This is a genomic window from Sphingomonas donggukensis (genome assembly GCF_023674425.1).
In the GTDB taxonomy this organism is placed as follows: Bacteria; Pseudomonadota; Alphaproteobacteria; order Sphingomonadales; family Sphingomonadaceae; genus Sphingomonas; species Sphingomonas donggukensis.
The window spans coordinates 2,622,202-2,645,754 of sequence record NZ_CP098401.1 but is presented as its reverse complement, the minus strand read 5'-3'; the positions used below and the strand labels follow the sequence as shown (position 1 = coordinate 2,645,754).

Here is a 23,553-nt window from a genome sequence, read left to right as displayed (position 1 = left end):
CGGTCCCGCTGCCTAGCGCGGGACCGCTTAACACTCCGTCAGCGATCGTCGCTTTCCGGTCTGGAAAATTATCACTTGCCGAATCGGAAATCGGCAGGCATCACTTTCCACATTGGAAACTTTGGGGAGATGATTGATGGACAGCAACGAAGCCCGCACGGCATTGCTCGGGGTTGATGCGGCGCGCGCCCGCCTTGCGCAGGTCAGCGATTGCCCGCCGTGGCGGCATGCGGCGTTCGGCGGGATCATGGCGCTGTTCGTGGGCGGGGTTACCCTGCCCGCCCCGTGGCCGATGGCAGCGACCGTCGTCGGCCTGGTGGCGGTCGCCATCGTCGCCCACGGCGATCGTCGGCGCACCGGCATGTTCGTCAATGGATATCGCCGCGGTGCGACGCTCGGCGTCACCGCGGCGCTGCTCGCCGTGCTGTTCGTCCTGGTGGCGATCGGGTTGCGTCTGCGCATCGACGACGGAGCAACGCTCGCGAAAGTGGCGCTGGCCGCGGCGACCTTCGCGATCGCGACCGGCTTCAGCGTCGTGTGGCAGCGGGTCTATGTCCGCGAGCTGACGGGCACCGCCGCATGACCGCCGCGACCGACGGGCTCGAACCGCTGCTGCATCCACCGCTCCGGCTCCAGATCGCGGCGATACTGGCGCAAGTCAGCGATATGGAATTCGCCACGCTGCGCGACCTGACGAAGGTCAGCGATTCGGTCCTGTCGAAACACTTGTCGGCGCTGATCGACGGCGGGCTGGTGGAGGTGCGCAAGGCCGCGCGCGACGGGCGTCAGCGGACCTGGGCGGCGCTGACCCGCCCCGGTCGCAAGGTCTATGACCGCCACCTCGCCGCGCTCCATGCGCTCGTCGCCGCCTCGGCGAAGGCGGCGACGCGCATCGGCGATGCTCAGCAGGCGTAGGGCTTAGAAGGTGTAGGCAAGCCCCAGCACGCCGAGCCACTGGCCGCGCTTGCCGGCGATCCGCGTGACCGGCGAATCGCCGAAATCGTTGATGAGCCGCGAATAGGTGCCGCCGCCGATCAGCTTGAAGCCGTGGAGCAGGTCGCCGGTCAGCGCGACGGTGCCGAGCGCCCCGACCGACCAGTTCTTCCACCCGCCGCGCGCATTGTACGTCGGCAGGCCGCTCGCCAGCGCCTGCGTCGGGCTGACCGAGAAATAGGTGCGGGCATAGCCGCGCTCGACCTTCTCCGCCGACGCGAACAGCCCGACCGCCGCTTGGCGCGACAGCGGCGTCAGATACGTAATCGACGGCTGCAGGATGCCGCTGTCGTGCGCGCCGTTCACGTCCTTGCGGTAGCTGATCGATGCGGAGATGCGGTCGTAGGGGCTGGTGATGACCCCGGTCTTGCCGATGCCGACATAGCCGCCCAGCTCGATCGCGGTATCGACTTCGCCGAGCGCGCGAATGCGGGCATCGTCGATGTTCTTGATCGACGACCGGTTCATGTTCAGCACCGCGATCGGCCCGGCCTGGAAATCGATGCCCGATGGCGAGCGGTCGGGGATCAGGTCGACGCTCAGCCGGTTGCCCGCGACCTGGAACGCGAACCCCTTGTACGATCCGATCGCGCCGGGGGCGGGCAGCAGGCGATAGTCGTTCGACCCCTCGTAATCGGGCAGATAGACCGCGCCTGCGCCGATCGTCAGCGAATCGCCGCTGACGTCCAGCTCCGCTGCTGCGGGCGCTGCGGCCTGGTCGGGCGGGATCGTCCCGTCCTGCGCCAGCGCGGGGCTGGTCCAAGCAAGGGTTGCGGCGGCGAGCAGGGCGATCTTGGGCGTCAACGGCGTCACTCCGGGAGAATATTTCGCCATCGTAACGCCGGTTTCCCCAAAAGGGTCCGGCGCTTAGAACAGGTAGCGGATGCGGATGTCCTGCGTGGCGCCTGCGTCGGTCAGCGCAAAGCGGGCGGCTGCGAACTTCGGCGGGCCGAACCCGATCGCCGGGTTGCGCGAAAAGCCGAAGCCCTCGCGCGGGATGCCGAGTGTGGTGTCGAGCTTGTTGTTGCCGTTCTCGTCGTGGATCACGGCGACCGCATAGGTGCCGGGCGCCAGGCCCTCGAACGCGATGTCGCGGGTCGCCGCGGACACCGATCGCGACAGCGCGCGGGCGTCGTCGATACAGGCCGGGAAATTTTCCGGGTCCGCGGTCAGGCAGACGCGGATCATCCCCTTGTCCGAGCGCAGCCTGCCGATGCCGACGTCAAGCCGCGCGACCGGGCTCGCCCCCACCAGCGCGACCGCGCCCGCCGCGACCGCGATGCGCGCGAAAATCGCCCACGCCCGCATCGGTGCCGCACATCCTGTCCCAGAATCTGAAGAACAGTCCAAAGTTACACCCATACGCATCATGATGCCGCTGATGATGGCTCGCCGTGATGAGCCACGCCCCGATTGCCCCGCGCCACATGAACCGGGGAAAAACCTCCCACCCCATATGGTTGGTCACACCCATAACCGTCATCACGCTCAGGACCACCGCCAAAGCGGCGACGTGGATCGGAATGAGGAACACCAGTAGCGGAATTGCCACAGCCAGCGTCGCCGCCTCCAGCGGGTGAAACGCCATCGCCGCCCACGCGGTCGGCGGGCGGCTGGCGTGGTGGACGGCATGGACGCGCCGGAACACCGCCGGCCGGTGCATCCAGCGATGCGTCCAGTAGAACCAGGTATCGAGCGCCGCGAGGTAGAGCAGCACCGACACCGGCGCGTACCAGATCGGCCAAGCGTCCCACCGGTCGTAGATCAACGTCCACCCGCGCGCCTGCCACCCCCACGCGACGATGCCCGCGGGCACCCCATAGATCGCCGCGGAAGCGAGGCTCCACCCGATCTCGCGCCGGATCTGCCGATCGAGGCCGGCGTAATGGCCGGGATGCCGGAGCCGCGTCGCCAGCGCGAAACCGCCGCTCGCCAGCAGATAGCGCACGCCCACGATCACCGTCATCGCGGCAGCGGAGAACAGGATGGCGGACGTCGCGGACATAGGCGGAGCCTTAGCGCGAAATCGCGTGGCTGGGACACCCCGTCACCGCCTCACGCACTCTTCCCCGCCGCGCGCCCATCGGCTAGGCGCGGGGACGTGCCGGAAACCATCTCTTGCGACGTCGCCATCGTCGGCGGCGGATTGTCGGGCGGGTTGATCGCGCTGGCTCTTGCCGCGCGGCGCCCCGGCGTGCGCGTGGTCATCGTCGATCGCGGGCCGACGCTGGGCGGCAACCACATCTGGTCGTTCTTCGGCAGCGACATCGCCCGCGCCGACCGCGATCTCGTCCACCCGCTCGTCGCCCATGTCTGGCGCGATTACGACGTCGCCTTCCCGGCGCGCCGCCGCACCCTGCCCGCGACCTATTATTCGGTGACGTCGGAACGCCTGGACGCCGCCGTCCGCGCCGCGCTGCCCCCGGAAGCGATCCTGACCCGGCGCAAGGTGCTGGCGATCAGCGCGACTGCGGTCGTGCTCGCCGACGGCGACCGGATCGAGGCGGGCGGCGTCATCGACTGCCGCGGCGCCGCCGACCTGTCGACGCTCGATATCGGCTGGCAGAAGTTCCTCGGCCGCGAGTTGCTGCTCAAGCGTCCGCACGGCGTCGAGCGCCCGGTGGTGATGGACGCCACCGTCGACCAGATCGACGGCTATCGCTTCGTCTATACTTTGCCGTTTGCCGACGACCGCATGTTCGTCGAGGACACCTATTACAGCGACACCCCCGACATCGATCACGCGCGTCTCGCCGCCCGTATCGACACCTACGCCGCGGCCAAGGGCTGGAAGCAGAAGGCGGTCGTCCGCGAGGAGGCCGGCGCCCTGCCGGTCGTCATCGGCGGCGATTTCGACCGTTACTGGGCCAGCGGCGGCAAGGGCGTGGCGAAGGCCGGGGTCCGCGCCGGGCTGTTCCATCCGACCACCGGCTATTCGCTGCCCGATGCGGTGCGCACCGCCGCCCTGGTCGCCGCCAGCCGCGACCTGTCGGGCGCGACGCTCGACGCCCTGCTCCATGATTATGCGCGCAAGGCATGGGTCGCGCGCGGCTTCTACCGGATGCTGGATGCGATGCTGTTCCGCGGCGCCGAGCCCGGCGAACGCTACCGCGTGCTCGAACGATTCTACGGCCTGGACGCCGGGCTCGTCGCACGCTTCTATGCGGCGCGTTCGACGCTGGCCGACAAGGCGCGCGTGCTGATCGGGCGCCCCCCGATCCCGATCGGGCGCGCGACACGGGCGATCATGGGGAAACGGGTTTGAAGAGCGCGATCGTCATCGGCAGCGGCTTCGGCGGCCTCGCGCTCGCCATCCGCTTGCAATCCGCCGGAGTCGCGACGACCGTGCTGGAGGCACGCGACCGCCCCGGCGGACGGGCGTATGTGTGGGAGAAGGACGGCTTCACCTTCGACGCCGGCCCCACCGTCATCACCGCGCCCGATACGCTTCGCGAGCTCTGGGCGCTGTCGGGCCGCGACATGGCCGACGACGTGACGCTGCTTCCGGTCAACCCGTTCTACCGCCTCAACTGGCCCGACGGCACCAACTTCGACTACACCAACGACGACGCCGTCCTGCATGCCGAGATCGCGAAGCTCGATGCCGGCGACATCGCCGGATACAAAAGGTTCCTGGAGTATTCGGCGGGCGTGTACCGCGAGGGGTATGAGAAGCTCGGCCACGTCGCCTTCCTCGACTTCAAGTCGATGCTGTCGGCGGCGCCCGCGCTCGCCAAATACCAGGCGTGGCGGTCGGTCTATGCGATGGTGTCGACCTTCGTGAAGAATGAGAAGCTCCGTCAGGCGCTGAGCTTCCACACCCTGCTCGTCGGCGGCAACCCGATGACGACCAGCGCGATCTACGCGCTGATCCACAAGCTGGAGCGCGACGGCGGCGTCTGGTTCGCGCAGGGCGGCACCAACCGGCTGGTCGCGGGCTTGGTCCGCCATTTCGAGCGGCTGGGCGGCGTGCTGCGTACCTCGACCCCGGTCGCCGCCATCGAAACGCTCGGCGACCGTGCGACCGGCGTGACGCTGGAAGGCGGCGAACGGATCGAGGCCGATGCCGTCGCCTCCAACGCCGACCTGGTCCACACTTATCGCACGCTGCTCAGCGGCTCGCGCTCGGGCCGGCGCACCGCGGCGAAGATCGAGCGCAAACGCTTCTCGCCGTCGCTGTTCGTCGTCCATTTCGGCATCAAGGGGACGTGGCCGGGCATCCCCCACCACATGATCCTGTTCGGCCCGCGCTACAAAGGGCTGCTCGCCGACATTTACGACACCGGGATGCTGAGCGAGGATTTCTCGCTCTACCTCCACCACCCGACCGTCACAGATCCGACGATGGCGCCCGAGGGATATTCGACCTTCTACGCGCTCGCGCCCGTGCCCCACATGGGCAAGTTCGTCGGCGACTGGGATGCGCTGAAGGCCACGATCGAGAAGCGCATCCTCGACGAGGTCGGTCGCCGGCTTATCCCCGACATCCACGACCGGATCGTGACGAAGTTCAGCTACACGCCTGCCGACTTTCACCGCGATCTTGGCGCCCACCTCGGCAGCGCGTTCAGCCTGGAGCCGGTGCTGACCCAAAGCGCCTATTTCCGCGCCCACAACCGCGACGATGCGATCCCGAACCTGTATTTCGTCGGGGCCGGCACGCATCCCGGAGCGGGGATTCCGGGCGTTGTGGGGAGCGCGAAGGCGACCGCGAAGCTGATGCTCGAGGGGGAAGGGTAGAAGGGGGTTCAGAGAAGGCGCGAAGGCGCGAAGAGACGGGGATTCGCGCAGAGACGCAGAGGGCGCGGCGAGGAAAGCCACCCCGTCTCGCGCAGCGAGACCTTCCGCCTGATCCGAACCGCACGGATGAAGGTCGCTGACGCGGCAGGACGCTCATCACGCGCGCAACACCTCCGCGCCCTCCGCGCCTCCGCGCGAACCCAAACCTTCTCCTTCGCGCCTTCGCGCCTTCCCTGAACCCCTGTTTCTCCTTTGCCCACCGCCAGAACAGCGATACGAGCCCACCCCATGAAACGCCTCGCCATTTATTGCGGTTCGGCCACGCCGAACGACCCCGCCTTCATCGACAACGCCCGCCATGTCGGCCGCATCCTCGCCGAGCGCGGGATCGGCGTCGTCTATGGCGGCGGGCGGCTGGGGCTGATGGGCGCGGTCGCCGATGCCGCGCTTGAGGCCGGCGGCGAGGTCATCGGCGTGATCCCGCAGGCCCTCGTCGATGCCGAAGTCGCCCACCGCGGCTGCACCGAGCTCCACGTCGTTGACACCATGCACCAGCGCAAACAGGCGTTCACCGACCTGTCCGACGGTTTCGTCACGCTGCCCGGCGGCACCGGAACGATGGACGAACTGTGGGAAGCGATGAGTTGGGCGCAGATCGGCTATCACGCGAAACCCGTCGGCCTGCTCAACGTCGCCGGCTTCTACGACGGGCTCATCAGCTTCGTGCAGACGATGGGCGCGGTCGGCTTCCTGCGTCCGCAGCACCAGGGGCTGCTGATCGTCGATGACACGCTCGACGGCCTGCTCGCCAAGATGGCGGCGTTCGAGCCCGCGACCACCGTCGTCCAGATCGGCGCGAAGGATCTGTGACACCCGCCCCTGACCGCGCCGCGCTGGTCGCCGCGGCGGGGGAGGCGATCGCCCGCGGGTCGAAGAGCTTTGCCGCCGCGTCGAAGCTGTTCGATCGCACCACCCGCGAACGCGCATGGCTGCTCTACGCTTGGTGCCGCGCCTGCGACGACATCGCCGATGCGCAGGACATGGGCCACGACCAGCAGGTCGTCACCGACCCCGCGACACGCATCGCCCGCATCCGCGACCTGACCGCGATGGCGCTGGCCGGCAAGCCGACCGGCGACCCAGCGTTCGACGGCCTCGCCATCGTCGTCGCCGAAGCCCGCATCCCGCGTGCCTTCATCGACGATCACATCGCCGGCTTCGCTTTGGACGCCGACGAATGGCGCCCGCGGGAGGAAGCCGATCTGCTAAGATACTGCTACCACGTCGCCGGCGTCGTCGGGTGCATGATGGCGGTGGTGATGGGCGTCGACGCGCACGATGCCGCGACTCTCGACCGCGCCTGCGACCTCGGCATCGCCTTCCAGCTCGCCAACATCGCCCGCGATATCGAGGAGGACGATCGCGCCGGGCGCTGCTATTTGCCCGACGCGTGGCTGTGCGAGATGGATTTCCCGCCCGGCCAGCACATGAAGCCGCACCTGCGCCCGCGCCTCGCCGTGCTGTCGCGCCGGCTGGCGATGATGGCGGTCGCCTATGAGGAAAGCGCGCAGGCCGGCACGCCCGCACTCCCGTACCGATCGGCCTGGGCGGTCCTCGCTGCCGCCGACATCTACGGCGGCATCGCGCGCAAGGTCGCAGCGGCGGGCGAGCATGCCTGGGACCACCGCGTCACCACCACCCGCGGCGAAAAGCTCGCCGCCATCGCCCGCGCCGCCACGCTCGCGGCGACCCGCGCGCGCCGCTATCCGCCGGCCCCGCGCGATGCCGACCTGTGGACTCGGCCCGTCGCATCGGGCGCGCGTTAACCGTATTCCTTAAGGCCTGCTGCACGCCCTGCGCCGCATAGCCGTGGGCATGAGCCTGCTGTCCGTCCGCCTGTCCCGCGCGCTGGAGCGCGGCCGCGCCCCGGCTGCCTCCCCGGCGACCCGCGCGGAATTGCTGCGTGTCCTCCTCAGGAAACGCGCCGCCGCGCACAATGCCGGCGCCGGCGACCTCGAAGCAATGCTCCGCGACCAGATCCTGTGGTCGCTGCCGATGGAGAGCCGCTCGGACTGAGCGGGCGCGCTTCCGTCCCAACTCGCATCCCCCCACCCCCCGTTCGCCTCGAGTAGGGATTGAGCGCAGTCGAGAGCCCGTATCGAGAGGGCTCTCCTGGGGCACGCACCTCTCGATACGTCGTCTCGACAAGCTCGACGCCTACTCGAGGCGAACGGGGAGGTTCATACCCGCACCGCCGCCACGAAATAATCCAGCGCCACGCTCTCGCTCAACGCGAACCCCCGCCCCGGCGAGAACGCCAGCCCGCGCGTATCCACCACCCGCATCCCCACCCCGGCCAGGATCTCGCCCAGTTCGTCGGGCGTCAGGAACTTGTCCCAATCATGCGTACCGCGCGGAATCTGGCCCAGCCCCTCGCCCAGCGTAATCATCGCCGCGCGTGACAAAGGCGTGCGGTTGGGTGTCGACAGCAGCATCAGCCCGCCCGGCGCCAGCACCCCCGCCAGCCCGGCGACGAACCCGGCAGGGTCGGTGACATGCTCAATCACCTCGAAACTCACCACCAGGTCGAACCTGCGCCCCGCCACCGCCTCGACCCCGCCGACACGGTAGTCGATGTCCAGCCCCACGCCCGCGGCATGGACGCGCGCCGCGCCGATGTTCTCCGCCGCGGCATCGACCGCGGTCACCGCCGCCCCCAGCCGTGCCAGCGGCTCGGCCAGCAGCCCCGCGCCGCACCCCATGTCGAGCGCGGTTCTGCCCTCGAGCGGCGTGAAGCTCGCCGGGTCGCCATGCCAATGCGCGTCCACCCGCTCGCGCAGATATTTCAGCCGCGGCGGGTTCAGCCGGTGGAGCATCGCCGACGAGCCACGGGGATCCCACCAGTCGGCGGCCAGTCGCCCGAAATGCGCGGCATCGCGCGGGTCGCCGAACTGCGCAGGCGGCACGGGCGGGGTGGTATCGGCTGTTACGGTTGCGTCGCTCATGCCCCCCTCTTATCAGGCGGCGTTTCCGCTCCCAAGGGGTCTGCACCACGCATGGCGCGCATCGTGATGAAGTTCGGCGGCACGTCGATGGCCGGGATCGAGCGCATCCGCGCGGTCGCCGCCCGCATCCGCCGCGAATGGGCGGCGGGCAACCAGGTCGCGGTCGTCGTCTCGGCAATGGCGGGGGAGACCGACCGGCTCGTCGGCTTCTGTCGGGAGGCATCCGCACTGTATGACGCGCGCGAATATGACGTCGTCGTGTCGGCCGGCGAACAGGTGACCAGCGGGCTGTTGGCGATCGCATTGCAGGCGATCGGCGTACCGGCCCGCAGCTGGCTCGGCTGGCAGTTGCCGATCCGCACTTCGGACGGCCACGCCTCCGCGCGCATCGCCGATATCGAAACCGCCGGCTTGCTTGCGTCGATGGCGCGCGGCGAAGTCGCGGTCATCCCCGGCTTTCAGGGGCTGGCGTCGGGCGAGCGGGTGACGACGCTGGGGCGCGGCGGATCGGACACGTCGGCGGTGGCGATGGCGGCGGCGATGGAGGCCGACCGCTGCGACATCTACACCGACGTCGACGGGGTCTATACCACCGACCCGCGCATCGTGCCGCGCGCGCGCAAGCTGAAAAAGGTCACCTACGAGGAAATGCTCGAACTCGCGAGCGTCGGTGCGAAGGTGCTCCAGACCCGCTCGGTCGGGCTCGCGATGAAGGAAAAGGTGCGCGTGCAGGTGCTGTCGTCGTTCGTCGACGACGATGCCCCGGCGGCGGACACATTGCCCGGCACGATGATCGTCGGCGAAGAGGAAATCGAGGACATGGAACGCCAGCTCATCACCGGCATCGCCCACGACAAGAACGAGGCGAAAATCACGCTGACGTCCGTGCCGGACAAGCCCGGCGCGGTCGCCAGCATCTTCGCGCCGCTGGCCGACGCGAACATCAACGTCGATATGATCGTCCAGAACATCGCCCACTCGACCGGCCCGACGCCGAGCTCGACCGACGTGACCTTCACCGTGCCGTCGTCCGACCTCGCCAAAAGCCTGGACGTGCTGGAAAAGGCGAAGGCCGAGATCGAATTCGCCCAGATCGTCCACGACACTCGCGTCGCCAAGATCACGGTCGTCGGAGTCGGCATGCGCAGCCACGCCGGCGTGGCGTCGCGCATGTTCACGACGCTTGGCCAGCGTGGCATCAACATCCTCGCCATCACCACGTCGGAGATCAAGGTGAGCGTGCTGATCCACGAGGACGAAACCGAACTTGCGGTGCGTGTGCTGCACACGGCTTACGGGCTGGATGCGGAGGATGACGGCGCCGCCTGATCGCCTGCTCGATCACGACCATTGTCCTGACGGCGTTTGGACCCTAGGCCCCGACCATGACGATCGGACAAGACCGCCTTCACCGCCGCATGGCCCGCGGCACTGCATTCCTGGGTTGCGAGGTCGCGATCCTGTGCGGCGCGATGTCGTGGGTGTCCGAACGCAACCTCGTCGCGGCGATGTCGAACGCCGGCGGCTTCGGGTTGATCGCGTGCGGGGCGATGACGCCCGAGCTGCTCGATGCCGAGATCGCGGGGACGAAGGCGCTGACGTCGAAGCCGTTCGGCGTGAATCTCATCACCATGCATCCCCAGCTGTTCGACCTGATCGCGGTGTGCGCGAAGCACCGCGTAACGCACATCGTGCTGGCCGGCGGACTGCCGCCCAAGGGGTCGCTCGAGGCGATCAAGGAGACCGGCGCCAAGGTCATCTGCTTCGCCCCCGCGCTCAGTCTCGCTAAAAAGCTGATCCGCTCGGGCGTCGATGCGCTGGTGATCGAGGGGATGGAGGCCGGCGGCCACATCGGTCCGGTGTCGACCAGCGTGCTCGCGCAGGAAATGCTGCCCGAGATCGCCGAGCAGCTGCCCGTGTTCGTCGCCGGCGGCATCGGCCGGGGTGAGGCGATCGCCGGCTATCTCGACATGGGCGCCGCCGGGGTCCAGCTCGGCACGCGCTTCGTCTGCGCGACCGAGAGCATCGCGCACGCCAATTTCAAGCGCGCCTTCATCCGCGCCAATGCCCGCGACGCGATCGCCAGCGTCCAGATCGACCCGCGCCTGCCCGTCATTCCCGTCCGCGCGCTGAAGAACGCCAGTTCCGAATTGTTCACCGCCAAGCAGCGCGAAGTCGCCCAGTTGCTCGACGACGGCAAGGTCGAGATGATGGAGGCGCAGTTGCAGATCGAGCATTACTGGGCGGGCGCGCTGCGCCGCGCGGTGATCGACGGCGACGTCGACAACGGGTCGCTGATGGCCGGCCAGTCGGTCGGCATGGTGACGAAGGAGGAGCCGCTCGCCGATATCCTGGCGACGCTGATGGCCGAAGCGGCGCACGCGCTGGAGGCGCGCGCTGCCTGAGGAGCACGCCGGGCTGCCGATCCTCGCGTTCGCCGATGCTCGTGCCTGGGAGGACTGGCTGGCCGCGCAGGGCGACGGCGTGAACGCCGGCCTGTGGCTGAAGCTCGCGAAGGCGGGCAATCCCGCCTCGACGCTGACGAAGGTGCAGGCGGTCGACGGCGCGCTGATCCACGGCTGGATCGACGGGCAGCTCAATCCCTATGACGACGCGTGGTGGCTGGTCCGCTTCACCCCGCGCAAACCCGGGTCGAAATGGTCCGAGAAGAACCGCACGCGGGTGCTGGAATTGATCGCCGACGGGCGCATGGCGGCGCGCGGGCTTGCCGAGGTTGCTGCCGCGCAGGCCGATGGCCGATGGGACGCGGCCTATGCCCCGCAATCGACCGCGACCGTGCCCGACGACCTCGCCGCCGCGCTCGCCGCCCTGCCCGGTGCGCGGGCCTTCTTCGACGCGCTCGACGCCACCAATCGCTACGCCATCCTGTACCGCATACAGGACGCGAAGAAGCCCGAGACCCGCGCCGCACGCATCGCGAAATTCGCCGCCATGTGCGCCGCGGGGGAGCGGGTGTACCCGCGCGGGCGCAACGCAGCCTAAACCCCGCTTTAACCACCTTGCGCCTACACCCTCCGCAGGCCGGGGGGCTGAAGGGCGACGACGATGCGTGGTGTCTTGTGTCTGGCGGCGCTGGCCGCTCTCCTGCCCGGCTGCGGCCATGCCCCGCGCGAAATCGCGGCGGCGCCGCCACCGCTTCCGCAGCCCGTCGCGGTACAGCCGATGCCGCTACCGCCCGCGGGCGCCGCGGCCAATCTCACCATCCCGACCCGCCTCGCCGACGGCAGCTTCGACACGCCCAACCGCGGCGCATCGGGCGCAACCGCGGTCTGGCATCTGCGTGCGGCGCTGAACGTCGCGGCATTGCGCTGCAACGACGACGCGCTGCTCGCCAACTACAACGCCATGTTGCGCGTCCACCGCGCCGCCTTTTCCGCCGCGCACACAGCACTTCAGCGCGAGGCCGGCGCCGCGTTCGACACCGGCATGACCCGACTCTACAATTATTTCGCGCTGCCGAATGTCCAGGCGAGCTTCTGCACCGCCGCCGCGACCGTCGCCGCCAAAATGGCCGCCGAGCCCAAGGACTTTGCCGACTACGCGCCACTCGCGCTCGGCGTGCTCGACGCGCCGTTCACGAATTTCTTCGATCGCTACGCCGCGTACCGCGCCGATCTGGCCGCGTGGAATGCGGGTCGCACCGCGCCCCGCCTCGCCTATGACAGCGCGGTCGTGCTCGCCGAGGGGCCGCCGCGCGGCGCCACCGGCTATGCGGTCGCCGCGCGCTAGCAATACTTAGCCACTGGCGCTCCGCCCCGACTTCGGCCACTGCGCGGCGCCATGGTCGAACAGATTCTCGCGTTCCTCGCCAACATCGTCATCTCGGTGATCGAGGCGACCGGCTATTGGGGCGTCGCCCTGCTGATGGCGATCGAAAGCGCGTGCGTGCCGCTGCCGTCCGAACTCATCATGCCGTTCGCGGGCTATCTTGTGTCGCTCGGCAAGATGAACATCTGGCTCGCCGCTACCGCCGGCGCGCTCGGGTGCAACCTCGGGTCGATCGTCGCCTATGAGGTCGGTAAGCGCGGCGGGCGCCCGTTCGTCGTGCGCTGGGGCAAGTATCTGCTGATCGGCCCCGACGAACTCGACGCCGCCGACCGCTTCTTCCAGCGATTCGGATCGTCGGCGGTGTTCGTCGGGCGGCTGCTGCCGGTCATCCGCACCTTCATCGCCTTCCCGGCGGGCGTCGCGCGGATGCCGCTGGTGCCGTTCCACCTCTATACCTTCGCGGGATCCTGGCCGTTCTGTTTCGCGCTCGCCTGGGTCGGACGCGAACTCGGCGAGAAATGGCACGGCGACCCGCGGGTGCGCGCGTTCTTCCACTCCGCCGACGCCGTCATCGGCATCGTCCTGCTGGTCGCCGTCGTCTGGTACGTGTGGCATCGCATCGCCAAGATCCGCGCCGCCAACCGCTGAGCCCGCAAGCCCGGCGTCCCGCGCCGGGACGGTTTAAGCCGCCCTTTACCCGTCGTCCGTAAGACCGGTGTCCGAAACGGGACAATGGGGACGGGCAGACAATGACGCGAAGCGGCCAGCGCCTGCTGATGGTGATCGACGACGAGCCGGCGCAGCGGCGGCTGATCGCGGCGATCGCCGGGCGGCGCGGATGGCGGACGATCGCTGCGGGCGATCCCGAAGTCGCGATCGCGCAGCTCGGCACGCCCGACGGCATGGCGCTGGATGCGATCCTGCTCGACAGCTGGTCGCCGGATGCCGATACCGCGGCGCTGATCGGCGAGCTGCGCAGCCGGCGCCCCGCACTCCCCATCCTGATGCTGACCGCCAACAACTCGGTCGCCGCCGCGGTCCAGGCGATGCGCGCGGGCGCGACCGACTTCCTGGTCAAGCCGCTCAGCCCCGAACGGCTGCTGTCGGCGCTCGACGCCGCGCTCGGCGCCGCCGGCACGGGCGAGCTCCGCCCACTGACCGAGAAGCTGCCCGCCAGCCTGGCGTTCGAGGATATCGTGGGCGCCGCGCCGCAGTTCCGCGCCGCGCTCGCCATCGCGGCGAAGGCCGCGCGCGCGCGCGTGCCGGTGCTGATCGAGGGCGAAAGCGGGGTCGGCAAGGAAGTCGTCGCCGACGCGCTCCACGCCGCGTCCCCGCGCGCCAAGAAACCGATGATCCGCGTCAATTGCGGTGCGATCCCTGCGAACCTCGTCGAAAGCGAGCTGTTCGGGCACGAAAAGGGTGCCTTCACCGGCGCGTTCGAACGCAAGATCGGGCGCTTCGCCGATGCCGACGGCGGCACCATCTTCCTCGACGAGATCGGCGAGATGCCGCTGGAGGCGCAGGTGAAGCTGCTGCGCGTGTTGCAGTCGGGCGAGATCCAGCCGATCGGCGCGCGCCATCCCCGCGAAGTCGACGTCCGCGTGATCGCCGCCACCAACAAGACGCTGGCCGATGAAGTGGCCGGCGGACGCTTCCGCGAAGACCTCTATTACCGGCTGAACGTGGTGCAGGTGACGATCCCCCCCTTGCGCGATCGTCCGGGCGACATCGCTCCGCTGGCGCGGCATCTGCTGGGGCGGGTGGCGATGCAGCCGGGGTTGCGCCCGCTCGGCATCACCGACGACGCGCTGTCGCTGCTGGTCGGCTACGACTGGCCGGGCAACGTGCGCCAGTTGCAGAACGCGCTCTTCCGCGCCGCGGTGCTGTGCGACGGCGATGCACTGACCAAGGCCGATTTCCCGCAGATCGCGACGCTCGCCGGTGCCCGCGCCACGCCCGCCGGCAGTGCCGGGTCGATCGTCGGGGCAAGCGGCGTCACCCTGTTCCGCGCCGACGGCAATCTGCGCGCGCTGGAGGAGATCGAGGCCGACGTGATCCGCCTCGCCATCGGTCACTACCGCGGGCGCATGACCGAAGTCGCGCGGCGGCTGGGGATCGGGCGGTCGACCCTGTACCGCAAGCTCGGCGAACTCGGCATCGACCAATCCAGCGCGGCGTGAGGGGGCTCTCAGGGCACACTCATCCGTTCGTTTCGAGCGTAGTCGAGAAATCTCGCGCTTAACGTGCGGCCTGTTTCTCGACTTCGCTCGAAACGAACGGGTAGAGGGAGGGCATGCCCGCCTTCACCCACCGCACCATCCTTATCACCGGCGCCGCCTCCGGCATCGGCCTCGCGACCGCGCACCACCTTGCCCATGCGGGCGCGGCCCGGCTGGTGCTGGTCGACAGCGATGCCGACGCGCTGGCGCGGATCGACCTGCCCTGCACGCTCGATCTGCTGCCGGGCGACGTGCGCGACGAGGCGTTCTGGGACAATGCCGCGGCCTATCTCGGCGATCTCGACCACGCGGTCGTCAATGCCGGCGTCGCGGGGGCTTCGGGGATCGCCGACCATGACTTCGCCGAGTGGCGCCGCATCCTGTCGGTCAACCTCGACGGCGCATTCCTGACGCTGCGCGCGGCGATGCGGGCGATGAAGCGCCGCGGGGGCAGCATCGTCGCGACCGCGTCGGCGACCGGGATCAAGCCCGAGCCCGGCACCGCCGCCTATGGCGCGTCGAAGGCGGCGCTGATGCATCTGGTCAAGGTCGCGGCGAAGGAAGGTGCGGCGTCGAACATCCGCGTCAACGCCGTCGCGCCGGCAGGCGTGGAGACGCCGGTGTGGGACGCGGTGCCGATGTTCGCCGCGAGCGCCGCCGAGATCGGGCGCGATGCCGCGTTCGCCGAAATCGCGCGCGCTGCGACGCCGCTCGGGCGGTTCGCGAGTGCGGACGAGATCGCCACGCAGATCGCGTTCCTGCTGTCGGACAATGCGGCACTGGTGACGGGCACGACGCTGGTCAGCGACGGCGGATACACGCTATGACACAGGCGTAACGACCGGGGAGGATCGCATGCTGGGTATCGTCGCACTCGTCGCCGCGCTGATCGCGGTGGGGACCGCCCTCTACCGATTGAGCGCAGGCGCGCCGCCTGCGTTGCGGACGGTGCAGCTGGTCGCGGCACTCGTGGCGGGGGTGCTCGGCATCCTGTGGTGGCACGGTACCGGCGATTCGCGGTGGCTGGTCGGGGGCGTGCTGCTGATCGGCGCGGCGGTGCCGGGCCATGTCGCGGGCAAGCGGCGCGGCGTGGCGATCGCGGCGCTGATCCTGCTGGTGCTGGGTGTCGCGCTGTACGGCATCGCGGTCACGCGGCCGATGGCCCCGCAGCTGGTCCTCAGTCGCGCCGCGACGTAAGCGCCGCGTCGCGCAGGCCCCGCCACACGCGGAGCGCCTGCGCGGTTTCGGCGACGTCGTGAACGCGCAGCATCTGCACGCCGGCGTTCGCGCCGTGGAGGGCGAGCGTGAGACTGCCGCCGAGCCGTTCGTCGACCGGCGCCTCGTTCGACAGCGCGCCGATCAGCCGCTTGCGGCTGGCCCCGAGCACGACCGCGCAGCCGAGGCCGTGGAACAGGGTGAGCGCGTTCAGCAGCGCGAGATTGTCGGCGAGCGTCTTGGCAAAGCCGATGCCCGGATCGATCAGGATGCGTGAGCGATCGACACCGCCCGCCACCACCGCCTCGATCCGCGCTTCCAGCCAGTCGAACACCTCAATCGCGACATCGCCGTAGCCGCCGCCCGCATGCGGGCCGCTTGCGGGCTCGGGCGAGTGCATCAGCACGACCGGGCAGCCGGCGCGCGCGGCAACACCGAGCGCACGGTCATCCCAGGCAAGCGCGGCGACATCGTTGACGACGCTCGCCCCGGCACCAAGCGCGGCAGTCATCACTGCGGCCTTGCGCGTGTCGATCGACACCGGCGTGCCGGTCGCGGCGAGCGCGCGGACGACGGGCTCGACCCGCGCGACCTCATCGCCTTCCCATACCGCCTTGGCGCCGGGGCGAGTCGATTCGCCGCCGACATCGACCAGCGCGGCGCCCGCCGTGCCCATGTCGAACCCGATGCGCGCGAGCGCCTGAGGGTCGTCGCCATGCGCTCCGCCGTCCGAAAAGCTGTCGGGGGTGACGTTCAGGATACCCATCACCTGCGGCTGGTCGAGCCGGACGGTGCGCGGCCCGAGGATGAGCGGCGCGCGGGTGGCCGAGATGCGTTCGGCCAACAGCCGCAGCCGCGCGGCCTGGGACGCGGGCAGATTGGCGATGACGCCGGGCAGCGCCGCGATCGGCACGCTCGCCTGGACGACGCGGGCGCCGTCCACGACCGCGATCAGCTCATAGGCGGCGAACCAGAGCAGCCCGCCGGCCAAGCGCGCGACCTCTCCATCGCGGCCAACGGGGGTGTCCACGATCGCCTCTGGGCGAAGGTAGAGGCGGGCGGTGGGGGGGAGGGTGGCTGGGTCGAACATTGTTTATTCCCGGCGCGAGGGGCCTTGGGCAGTAGCACGTGGCGCGCCGCGGCAAAGCCGCGTCGTCGGTCGGCACGATGTGCCGCCGGCCGCAGCGCCGGCCGAGCCGGCGAACTGGCGCGCCAATTCGCCTGCCGGCGCTAAGGCTGCGTCGCCAGCAGGTACGTCTGCCGCAGCGTGTCGATCGGCTTCAGAGTGCCCTCGCCCTCGTGGTGCCAGAAGGTCCAGCCGTTGCAAGCCGGGGCGCCCTGCAACACCGAGCCGAGCTTGTGGATCGAGCCGACCTGGCCGCAATCGCTCAGCAGCGAGCCGTCGGCGCGGACGGTGGCGCGCCAGCGGCGCTTGGTGTCGGTCAGCACCGCGCCGGGCAGCAAATAGCCCGTCTCGACCAATGTCCCGAACGCGACCTTCGGCGCGGCCTTGGGCGACTGCATCGTGGTCAGCGCCGATTCGTCGAGCGGCAGCGCGGCGGCGATGCGTTCCTCGGCGGCGGCGATATAGTCGTCCTCGCGCTCGATGCCGATCCAGCGGCGTCCCAATCGCTTGGCGACCGCGCCGGTGGTGCCGGTGCCGAAGAACGGGTCGAGGATCACGTCGCCGGGCTTCGAACAGGCCAGCAGGATGCGGTAGATCAGCGCCTCGGGCTTCTGGGTCGGGTGGACCTTCACCCCGTCCTTCTTCAGTCGCTCCTGCCCGCCGCAGATCGGAAATTCCCAGTCGCTGCGCATCTGCAGTTCGTCGTTCAGCGTCTTCATGCTGCGATAGTTGAAGGTGTAGCGCGACTTCTCGCCCATCGACGCCCAGATCAAAGTCTCATGTGCGTTGGTGAAGCGGGTGCCCTTGAAGTTCGGCATCGGGTTGGCCTTGCGCCACACGATGTCGTTCAGGATCCAATAGCCCAGATCCTGGATCGCGGCGCCGACCTTGAAGATATTGTGGTAGCTGCCGATCACCCAGATCGCGCCGTTCGGCTTCAGGATGCGCTTCGCCTCGGCCAGCCACTCCCGCGTGAAGCGGTCGTACGCGGCCAGGCTGTCGAACTTGTCCCACTCGTCGGTGACGGCATCGACATGGCTGCCGTCGGGGCGGTTCAGGTCGCCGCCGAGCTGGAGATTATAGGGCGGGTCGGCGAAGATCAGGTCTACCGACTTCGCCGGCAACGCGCGCATGACGGCGATGCAGTCGCCCTTGATGATGCGGTCGAGCGCCAGATCGAGGGGCGCCTCGTCGGCGAGCGCAGGCGTGCCTGCGACCTTTTCGATAACCCCCACGTGAATCGGCCCCCCGTTGTTGAACCGCGAAATCGACCGAGCCGGCGGACTCCGTCAAGCGCACATTGGTTAACGGTTCCGGTCAAGAAATCGTTAACGGAGCGGAACATTTCCGGGCCGGGCCCGCATCTTGAGTCCATGTGGACAAGTTATCCACAACCCCTAGTGGTGTGGCGGAAAAGACTCGTGCGGCATGGATAACGGCAATTCGGCTTGGGCGACCGGTGCGAACGACCGGCGGTGAAGAGGGGTCGGCCCATGTTCGCGCAGCGCCCGCAGGTGATGGGCGCACCCGTATCCCTTGTTCGAATGCCAGTTGTAGGCGGGCCAGGTGTCGGCGGCGGCGATCATGATGGCGTCGCGGGTCGTCTTGGCGATGATCGACGCGGCGGCGATCGACAGGCTGATCGAATCGCCCTTCACGATCGGGGTGCAGGCGTGGTTCCAGCGTGGGGACCGGTTGCCGTCGACCAGCACGTGACCGGGGGCGATGCCAAGCGCGTCGACCGCCAGCGTCATCGCCTTCATCGTCGCCCAGTAGATGTTCAGGCGGTCGATCTCGTCGGGCTCGACGATGCCGACGCCGACGATCGCGCACCCGCGCAGCCGCGCGGCGAGGCGTTCGCGTTCCTTCGCGGGCAGCTTCTTCGAATCGTCGATCCCACGCGGGATGCCCTTGGCGGGCAGGATCACCGCGGCGGCGACGACCGGTCCGGCGAGTGGCCCACGCCCCGCCTCGTCCACCCCGGCTACGGGGGCGAGCAGCAGCTTTTCGTGGCGCAGCGACGGCATCTCAGCCCTCGATCGCGTCGAACGGGATGACGCCAAGGGCGTGGCCGATGGGTCCGTGCCCCTGCCCCAGCCCCGGCGCATGGGAGAGAGCCGTCCGCACGAACCGGACCGCGCGCGTGAAGGCGTCGGCCATGTCCATCCCCTGCGCCAGCCCGCAGGCGAGCGCGCTGGCGAAGCTGCACCCGGTGCCGTGGGTGTGGGCGGTTTCGATGCGTTCGCCCTCCAGCCGGGCGACCTCGCCGTGCGGAGACAGCAGACGGTCGACGATCCAGCCACCATCGGCGTGACCGCCCTTGGCCGCGAGGTGGCAGCCGTGGGCGAGTACCGCCGCCTCGCCGCCGAGCGCGGCGAGCTCGGGGATGTTCGGGGTGACGACGCTGGCGATCGTGATCAGCCGCTCAAACGCGGCGACGGTCGCGGCATCGGCCAGCGTCGATCCGCTGGTCGCGACCATGACCGGATCGAACACGATCGGTACGTCGAGGCGTTCGAGCCGGTCGGCGACGGCATGGGCGGTGTCGGCCGATCCGATCATCCCGATCTTCACCGCGTCCACCCCGATGTCGCCGACGACGCTGTCGATCTGGGCGATCACCATGTCGGCGGGGATCGGCATGACCCGCTGCACGCCCAGCGTGTTCTGCGCGGTGATCGCGGTGACCGCGGTCATCGCGTGGCCGCCGAGCATCGTCACTGTCTTGATATCGGCCTGAATCCCCGCGCCGCCGCCCGAATCGGATCCCGCGACGATCAGCACGCGCGCGATCGTCATGCGCGCGACCTCGCGAATGTTGACAAAGTTGACGGCCGATCGGGGGGTCGGAACATGCCGCGCCCATGCCATGACAGGGGCGTGTAGGACAGCGGTTTTGGACAGCGTCGTGTGCCCCGGCCAACGCCGGGGTCCGGGTGCGGAGGTCGTGTTGGATAGGTCGCGCGTTGGATCATGATCGGCACCCAACTGGGCCCCGGCCTTCGCCGGGGAACGATTGGAGTTGCAGGTTTGCCTGTAATGCCGGCGGGAGAGCCTCGAGCGATCCCGTGCCTGCCCTAGACCCCCGCCTTCGCGGGGGCACGGCGCGCATGAGGAGCGGAAACGAGCACAACGCATCGCGCTCCCGCGCAGGCGGGAGCCCAGGGTTGCGCGCGGCGCGGCTAGCCCCGGAACCGTCGCTCGGTCGAGGCCGGATGCCGCTCCAGCGCGTCATCCACGCGGGCCGGGCGATCAAGCAGTTCGCCGCCGCAATTCGGGCAACGCTCGTCGAATTTGTCCGCGCACTCGGCGCAGAAAGTGCACTCGAACGAGCAGATGAAGGCGCCCGCCTCGTCGGCGGGCAGATCGACGCCGCAGCGTTCGCAGTCGGGGCGCATTTCGAGCATGCGCGGAGTCTAGGGCTTTTGGGGCGGACACGCCATGCCGGGCGAGCATTTCGGCGCACCCGGCCGTCAGACGGAACGGCTACGCCGCTCCGCTGCCCGGGCGGGACGAGTCCTGGCTTTGCTGGCGCAAACCCAGGCGTCTCGTCGGTTACACCGCCGCCCGCACCGCGTCGCATATCCGGTTCACGACCGCCTCGACCTGCGCCGCGTCGTCGCCCTCGGCCATCACGCGGATTACCGGTTCGGTGCCCGAGGGGCGGATGACCAGGCGACCGGTGCCGTTCAGTTCGGCCTCGGCCTCGGCGATCACGGCCTTGACCGCGTCCGCCTCCAGTGGCTTGCCGCCCGAGAAGCGGACGTTCTTCAACAGCTGCGGGAGCGGTTCGAAGCGGTGGAGGACTTCGCTCGCCGGGGCGCCAGCACGGACGAGTTCGGCGAGGATCTGAAGCGCCGCGACCAGACCGTCGCCGGTGGTCGCATAGTCGCTGAGGATGATGTGCCCGGACTGCTCGCCGCCGACGTTGTAACCGCTCGCGCGCATCTTCTCAAGCACGTAGCGGTCGCCGACGGCGGTGCGGACGAGGCCCAGCCCCTGCGCCGCAAGATGGCGTTCGAGGCCGAGGTTCGACATGACCGTCGCCACCAGCCCCCCGCCCTGCAACCGGCCCTGCCGCGCCCAGCCGCCGGCGATCGTCGCCATCAGCTGGTCGCCGTCCACGACCTCGCCATGTTCGTCAGCGACGATCAGCCGGTCGGCGTCGCCGTCGAGCGCGATGCCGATATGCGCGCCGCTCGCGACCACGGTTTCGCACAGGGTGAGCGGCGCGGTCGATCCGACCTGGTCGTTGATGTTCTTGCCATTGGGCGTCACGCCGATCGCCACGACCTCGGCACCCAGCTCCCACAGGGCCGAGGGTGCGACCTGGTAGCCGGCGCCGTTCGCGCAATCGACCACGATCTTGAGGCCGTCGAGCCGCAGGTTTTCGGGAAAGGTCGACTTGGCGAAGTGGATGTAGCGTCCGCGCGCATCCTCGACCCGGCGGGCGCGGCCGATTTCGGCGGCGGGGGCGAGATCGACCGCGCCGTCGATCCCCGCCTCGATCGCGGCTTCGTCGGCGTCGCTCAGCTTGTAGCCGTCGGGGCCGAACAATTTGATGCCGTTATCGAAATAGGGGTTGTGGCTGGCCGAGAGCATCACCCCCATGTCGGCGCGCATCGAGGCGGTCAGCATCGCGACCGCCGGCGTCGGCATCGGCCCCAGCAGCACCACGTCCATGCCGACCGAGGTGAAGCCCGCGACGAGCGCGCTTTCGAGCATATAGCCCGACAGGCGCGTATCCTTGCCGATCACCACGCGGTGGCGGTGGTCGCCGCGGAGGAAGTGCTTGCCCGCCGCCATGCCAACCCGCATCGCCATCTCGGCAGTCATTTTATTGGCGTTGGTCAGGCCGCGAATGCCGTCGGTGCCGAAATATTTTCTTGCCATCGTGCGTGTTTCCGCAACCTTGTGAGCCGTCGTGGCCGCCGCCATAGCGCCCAGCCACCGGAGAATCGAGCATGTCGCAAGCCACCCGTATCCTGATCGCGCTGGCCGGGGGGCTGATCCTCGGCATCGCGCTGTCGTGGTGGGCGCCCGCCGCCGACGTCGCGCTGCTGGCGGTGACCGAGCCGGTGGGGACGATCTGGCTGCACGGGTTGCAGATGACGATCGTGCCGCTGGTCGTGGGGTTGCTGGTGTGCGGGATCGCCGCGACCGCGGAGGCGGCGCGGGCGAGCCGGCTGGCGACGCGGGCGCTCGCCGTGTTCATCGCGCTCTTGTGGACGTCCTCGGCGCTGGCGGCGGCGATCATGTTCGGGCTGCTCGACCTGTTCCCGCTGTCCCCCGACGCGGCCGCGGCACTGAAAGGCGCGGTGGCGAGTGCGGGCGAGGTCGGCAAGGTGCCGCCATTCGCCGAGTTCCTCGTGGCGATGGTGCCAACCAACCCGCTGTCGGCGGCGGCGAACGACCAGTTCCTGCCGCTGATCGTGTTCACGGTCGCGTTCGGTTTCGCGGTCACCCGCCTGCCCGAGGAACCGCGCAAGCTGATCACCGCGGTATTCCAGGCGATCGCCGACACGATGCTGATCGTGATCGGGTGGGTGCTGTGGCTGGCCCCGGTCGGGGTGTTCGCACTGGCGTTCACGGTGGGCGCGAAGGCGGGCGGCGCGGCGTTCGGGGCGCTGCTCCATTATGTGTTCGTCATCACCGCGACGGGGGCGGGCGTCACGTTGCTGGTCTTCCCGGTGGCGCTGATCGGCGGGCGGCTGTCGATCGGAGCCTATCTGCGCGCGATGACCCAGCCGGCGGCGGTGGCGGTGTCGACCCAGTCCAGCCTTGCCTCGCTGCCCGCCATGCTGCGCGCGACCGAGAAGCTGGGGGTACCGGTGGCGACGTCGGGCGTGGTCCTGCCGCTGGCGGTCGCGATCTTCCGGTTCACGGGACCGGCGATGAACCTGGCCGTCGCGCTGTACGTCGCGCACATCTTCGGGGTGCAGCTGACCGCGGGGCAGATCGCGATCGGCATCGCCGCGGCGGCAGTGACGACGATGGGCGCGGTCAGTCTGCCGGGCACGATCAGCTTCGTGTCGTCGATCGCCCCGATTGCGCTCGCGATGGGCCTGCCGATCGGCCCGCTCGCGCTGCTGGTGGCGGTGGAGACGTTCCCCGACATCATGCGGACGCTGGGCAATGTGGCGATGGACGTGGCGGCGACATCCGCGATCGCGCGGCGATCGGGCACGGGCGATGCTATGACCGAGGCGGATGCTATTCTGGCCGAGGCGCCCCAGTAGAAGAAGGCAGGGGTTCGAAGGGAAGGCGCGAAGGCGCTAAGAAGGAAGAACGATTTTTCGCGCAGAGGCGCGGAGGCGCGGAGATGAGGCGCTCGGGACTGCGCGAAGCGCCTTCATCATCCGGGCGAAAGTGCAAGCCTGCGGCGCCTAGAGACCAACAGCCTCTGCGCCTCTGCGCGCAAAAGCACCTTTCTCTTCGCGCCTTCGCGCCTTCTCTCGAACCCCTA

General features: G+C 69.2%; 26 protein-coding genes. 16 read left to right on the top strand and 10 right to left on the bottom strand.

The window, feature by feature from the left end:
- Positions 1–136: 136 nt before the first annotated feature.
- Positions 137–583, top strand: coding sequence for a hypothetical protein (locus M9980_RS12990; protein WP_250751621.1), 447 nt, complete (start codon positions 137–139; stop codon positions 581–583).
- A complete protein-coding gene (locus M9980_RS12985; RefSeq protein ID WP_250751619.1) occupies positions 580–915 on the top strand; it encodes a transcriptional regulator in 336 nt (111 codons plus the stop codon). Before M9980_RS12990 ends, M9980_RS12985 begins: the two co-directional genes overlap by 4 nt.
- A 3-nt stretch (positions 916–918) precedes the next feature.
- Here M9980_RS12985 and M9980_RS12980 read toward each other — a convergent pair whose 3' ends face one another.
- From M9980_RS12980 to M9980_RS12970, 3 genes are read right to left on the bottom strand one after another with little or no spacing between them, the layout of a single operon-like run.
- Complete coding sequence (locus tag M9980_RS12980) at positions 919–1,827, bottom strand: MipA/OmpV family protein (RefSeq protein ID WP_250751617.1); 909 nt, start codon at positions 1,825–1,827, stop codon at positions 919–921.
- Between the two features lie 33 nt (positions 1,828–1,860).
- The gene (locus tag M9980_RS12975) at positions 1,861–2,181 is read right to left on the bottom strand and encodes a DUF2141 domain-containing protein (protein WP_340689102.1); all 321 of its coding nucleotides are present in this window, start codon (positions 2,179–2,181) and stop codon (positions 1,861–1,863) included.
- Between the two features lie 34 nt (positions 2,182–2,215).
- On the bottom strand, positions 2,216–2,998 hold the full coding sequence (locus tag M9980_RS12970; protein WP_250751613.1) for a sterol desaturase family protein: 783 nt from the start codon (positions 2,996–2,998) through the stop codon (positions 2,216–2,218).
- A gap of 96 nt (positions 2,999–3,094) precedes the next feature.
- Between M9980_RS12970 and crtY the strand changes: the two genes are divergently transcribed.
- From crtY to M9980_RS12945, 5 genes are all read left to right on the top strand, one after another.
- On the top strand, positions 3,095–4,258 hold the full coding sequence (crtY, locus tag M9980_RS12965) for a lycopene beta-cyclase CrtY (protein WP_250751611.1): 1,164 nt from the start codon (positions 3,095–3,097) through the stop codon (positions 4,256–4,258).
- Positions 4,255–5,733, top strand: a complete 1,479-nt coding sequence (locus tag M9980_RS12960; protein ID WP_250751608.1) for a phytoene desaturase — start codon at positions 4,255–4,257, stop codon at positions 5,731–5,733. The genes crtY and M9980_RS12960 overlap by 4 nt, the downstream gene beginning before the upstream one ends.
- A gap of 288 nt (positions 5,734–6,021) precedes the next feature.
- Positions 6,022–6,603: an LOG family protein gene (locus M9980_RS12955; protein ID WP_250751606.1), complete on the top strand. Its 582-nt coding sequence runs from the start codon at positions 6,022–6,024 to the stop codon at positions 6,601–6,603.
- Complete coding sequence (locus M9980_RS12950; protein ID WP_250751605.1) at positions 6,600–7,559, top strand: phytoene/squalene synthase family protein; 960 nt, start codon at positions 6,600–6,602, stop codon at positions 7,557–7,559. The genes M9980_RS12955 and M9980_RS12950 overlap by 4 nt, the downstream gene beginning before the upstream one ends.
- A gap of 49 nt (positions 7,560–7,608) precedes the next feature.
- Complete coding sequence (locus M9980_RS12945; RefSeq protein ID WP_250751603.1) at positions 7,609–7,809, top strand: hypothetical protein; 201 nt, start codon at positions 7,609–7,611, stop codon at positions 7,807–7,809.
- 164 nt (positions 7,810–7,973) lie between these two features.
- Here the strand turns inward: M9980_RS12945 and ubiG are convergent, their stop codons facing one another.
- Complete coding sequence (ubiG, locus tag M9980_RS12940; protein WP_250751602.1) at positions 7,974–8,738, bottom strand: bifunctional 2-polyprenyl-6-hydroxyphenol methylase/3-demethylubiquinol 3-O-methyltransferase UbiG; 765 nt, start codon at positions 8,736–8,738, stop codon at positions 7,974–7,976.
- A gap of 51 nt (positions 8,739–8,789) precedes the next feature.
- On the opposite strand from ubiG, the gene M9980_RS12935 reads away from it, so the two are divergent.
- The 8 genes from M9980_RS12935 (at position 8,790) to M9980_RS12900 (ending at position 15,943) form a co-directional block, all read left to right on the top strand.
- Positions 8,790–10,067 carry an aspartate kinase gene (locus tag M9980_RS12935; RefSeq protein ID WP_250751599.1) on the top strand — a complete coding sequence of 426 codons (1,278 nt, stop codon included), beginning with the start codon at positions 8,790–8,792 and terminating at the stop codon, positions 10,065–10,067.
- Between the two features lie 56 nt (positions 10,068–10,123).
- Positions 10,124–11,143, top strand: coding sequence for an NAD(P)H-dependent flavin oxidoreductase (locus M9980_RS12930; protein ID WP_250751596.1), 1,020 nt, complete (start codon positions 10,124–10,126; stop codon positions 11,141–11,143).
- Between the two features lie 79 nt (positions 11,144–11,222).
- Positions 11,223–11,741, top strand: a complete 519-nt coding sequence (locus M9980_RS12925) for a YdeI/OmpD-associated family protein (RefSeq protein ID WP_250751594.1) — start codon at positions 11,223–11,225, stop codon at positions 11,739–11,741.
- Positions 11,742–11,804: 63 nt separating this feature from the next.
- The gene (locus M9980_RS12920) at positions 11,805–12,488 is read left to right on the top strand and encodes a hypothetical protein (RefSeq protein WP_250751592.1); all 684 of its coding nucleotides are present in this window, start codon (positions 11,805–11,807) and stop codon (positions 12,486–12,488) included.
- A 51-nt stretch (positions 12,489–12,539) separates the two neighbouring features.
- Positions 12,540–13,175, top strand: coding sequence for a DedA family protein (locus M9980_RS12915; protein WP_250751590.1), 636 nt, complete (start codon positions 12,540–12,542; stop codon positions 13,173–13,175).
- A gap of 101 nt (positions 13,176–13,276) precedes the next feature.
- Positions 13,277–14,707, top strand: coding sequence for a sigma-54-dependent transcriptional regulator (locus M9980_RS12910; protein ID WP_250751588.1), 1,431 nt, complete (start codon positions 13,277–13,279; stop codon positions 14,705–14,707).
- A gap of 113 nt (positions 14,708–14,820) precedes the next feature.
- Complete coding sequence (locus M9980_RS12905; RefSeq protein ID WP_250751586.1) at positions 14,821–15,573, top strand: SDR family NAD(P)-dependent oxidoreductase; 753 nt, start codon at positions 14,821–14,823, stop codon at positions 15,571–15,573.
- Between the two features lie 28 nt (positions 15,574–15,601).
- Positions 15,602–15,943 carry a hypothetical protein gene (locus M9980_RS12900; RefSeq protein ID WP_250751584.1) on the top strand — a complete coding sequence of 114 codons (342 nt, stop codon included), beginning with the start codon at positions 15,602–15,604 and terminating at the stop codon, positions 15,941–15,943.
- On the opposite strand, the gene folP is transcribed toward M9980_RS12900, so the two are convergent.
- The 6 genes from folP to glmM all read right to left on the bottom strand — a co-directional run bounded on the left by folP (position 15,924) and on the right by glmM (position 21,980).
- On the bottom strand, positions 15,924–17,051 hold the full coding sequence (gene folP, locus M9980_RS12895) for a dihydropteroate synthase (RefSeq protein WP_250751582.1): 1,128 nt from the start codon (positions 17,049–17,051) through the stop codon (positions 15,924–15,926). The two genes, M9980_RS12900 and folP, sit on opposite strands and share 20 nt — an antisense overlap.
- Before the next feature lie 140 nt (positions 17,052–17,191).
- Positions 17,192–18,322 carry a site-specific DNA-methyltransferase gene (locus M9980_RS12890; protein ID WP_277998300.1) on the bottom strand — a complete coding sequence of 377 codons (1,131 nt, stop codon included), beginning with the start codon at positions 18,320–18,322 and terminating at the stop codon, positions 17,192–17,194.
- Between the two features lie 162 nt (positions 18,323–18,484).
- Positions 18,485–19,114 carry a ribonuclease HII gene (locus tag M9980_RS12885; RefSeq protein WP_250751579.1) on the bottom strand — a complete coding sequence of 210 codons (630 nt, stop codon included), beginning with the start codon at positions 19,112–19,114 and terminating at the stop codon, positions 18,485–18,487.
- Between the two features lies 1 nt (position 19,115).
- Positions 19,116–19,886: a bifunctional hydroxymethylpyrimidine kinase/phosphomethylpyrimidine kinase gene (thiD, locus tag M9980_RS12880; protein WP_250751577.1), complete on the bottom strand. Its 771-nt coding sequence runs from the start codon at positions 19,884–19,886 to the stop codon at positions 19,116–19,118.
- Between the two features lie 383 nt (positions 19,887–20,269).
- Positions 20,270–20,494 carry a DUF1272 domain-containing protein gene (locus M9980_RS12875; RefSeq protein ID WP_250751575.1) on the bottom strand — a complete coding sequence of 75 codons (225 nt, stop codon included), beginning with the start codon at positions 20,492–20,494 and terminating at the stop codon, positions 20,270–20,272.
- Positions 20,495–20,642: 148 nt separating this feature from the next.
- On the bottom strand, positions 20,643–21,980 hold the full coding sequence (glmM, locus tag M9980_RS12870) for a phosphoglucosamine mutase (protein WP_250751573.1): 1,338 nt from the start codon (positions 21,978–21,980) through the stop codon (positions 20,643–20,645).
- 71 nt (positions 21,981–22,051) lie between these two features.
- Here glmM and M9980_RS12865 point away from each other — a divergent pair, with 71 nt between their 5' ends.
- A complete protein-coding gene (locus M9980_RS12865; protein WP_250751571.1) occupies positions 22,052–23,326 on the top strand; it encodes a dicarboxylate/amino acid:cation symporter in 1,275 nt (424 codons plus the stop codon).
- Positions 23,327–23,553 lie beyond the last annotated feature (227 nt).

Excerpts from the sequence above, each read along its gene's own strand:
- M9980_RS12945 (WP_250751603.1), top strand. The coding sequence starts at position 7,609 with ATGAGCCTGCTGTCCGTCCGCCTGTCCCGCGCGCTGGAGCGCGGCCGC.
- M9980_RS12865 (WP_250751571.1), top strand. The coding sequence starts at position 22,052 with ATGTCGCAAGCCACCCGTATCCTGATCGCGCTGGCCGGGGGGCTGATC.
- M9980_RS12990 (WP_250751621.1), top strand. The coding sequence starts at position 137 with ATGGACAGCAACGAAGCCCGCACGGCATTGCTCGGGGTTGATGCGGCG.
- thiD (WP_250751577.1), bottom strand. The coding sequence starts at position 19,886 with ATGACGATCGCGCGCGTGCTGATCGTCGCGGGATCCGATTCGGGCGGC.
- M9980_RS12985 (WP_250751619.1), top strand. The coding sequence starts at position 580 with ATGACCGCCGCGACCGACGGGCTCGAACCGCTGCTGCATCCACCGCTC.
- M9980_RS12885 (WP_250751579.1), bottom strand. The coding sequence starts at position 19,114 with ATGCCGTCGCTGCGCCACGAAAAGCTGCTGCTCGCCCCCGTAGCCGGG.
- M9980_RS12920 (WP_250751592.1), top strand. The coding sequence starts at position 11,805 with ATGCGTGGTGTCTTGTGTCTGGCGGCGCTGGCCGCTCTCCTGCCCGGC.
- M9980_RS12970 (WP_250751613.1), bottom strand. The coding sequence starts at position 2,998 with ATGTCCGCGACGTCCGCCATCCTGTTCTCCGCTGCCGCGATGACGGTG.
- M9980_RS12905 (WP_250751586.1), top strand. The coding sequence starts at position 14,821 with ATGCCCGCCTTCACCCACCGCACCATCCTTATCACCGGCGCCGCCTCC.
- folP (WP_250751582.1), bottom strand. The coding sequence starts at position 17,051 with ATGTTCGACCCAGCCACCCTCCCCCCCACCGCCCGCCTCTACCTTCGC.
- M9980_RS12935 (WP_250751599.1), top strand. The coding sequence starts at position 8,790 with ATGGCGCGCATCGTGATGAAGTTCGGCGGCACGTCGATGGCCGGGATC.
- M9980_RS12875 (WP_250751575.1), bottom strand. The coding sequence starts at position 20,494 with ATGCTCGAAATGCGCCCCGACTGCGAACGCTGCGGCGTCGATCTGCCC.
- M9980_RS12915 (WP_250751590.1), top strand. The coding sequence starts at position 12,540 with ATGGTCGAACAGATTCTCGCGTTCCTCGCCAACATCGTCATCTCGGTG.
- M9980_RS12955 (WP_250751606.1), top strand. The coding sequence starts at position 6,022 with ATGAAACGCCTCGCCATTTATTGCGGTTCGGCCACGCCGAACGACCCC.
- M9980_RS12900 (WP_250751584.1), top strand. The coding sequence starts at position 15,602 with ATGCTGGGTATCGTCGCACTCGTCGCCGCGCTGATCGCGGTGGGGACC.
- M9980_RS12975 (WP_340689102.1), bottom strand. The coding sequence starts at position 2,181 with ATGATCCGCGTCTGCCTGACCGCGGACCCGGAAAATTTCCCGGCCTGT.
- glmM (WP_250751573.1), bottom strand. The coding sequence starts at position 21,980 with ATGGCAAGAAAATATTTCGGCACCGACGGCATTCGCGGCCTGACCAAC.
- ubiG (WP_250751602.1), bottom strand. The coding sequence starts at position 8,738 with ATGAGCGACGCAACCGTAACAGCCGATACCACCCCGCCCGTGCCGCCT.
- M9980_RS12910 (WP_250751588.1), top strand. The coding sequence starts at position 13,277 with ATGACGCGAAGCGGCCAGCGCCTGCTGATGGTGATCGACGACGAGCCG.
- M9980_RS12980 (WP_250751617.1), bottom strand. The coding sequence starts at position 1,827 with ATGGCGAAATATTCTCCCGGAGTGACGCCGTTGACGCCCAAGATCGCC.
- M9980_RS12930 (WP_250751596.1), top strand. The coding sequence starts at position 10,124 with ATGACGATCGGACAAGACCGCCTTCACCGCCGCATGGCCCGCGGCACT.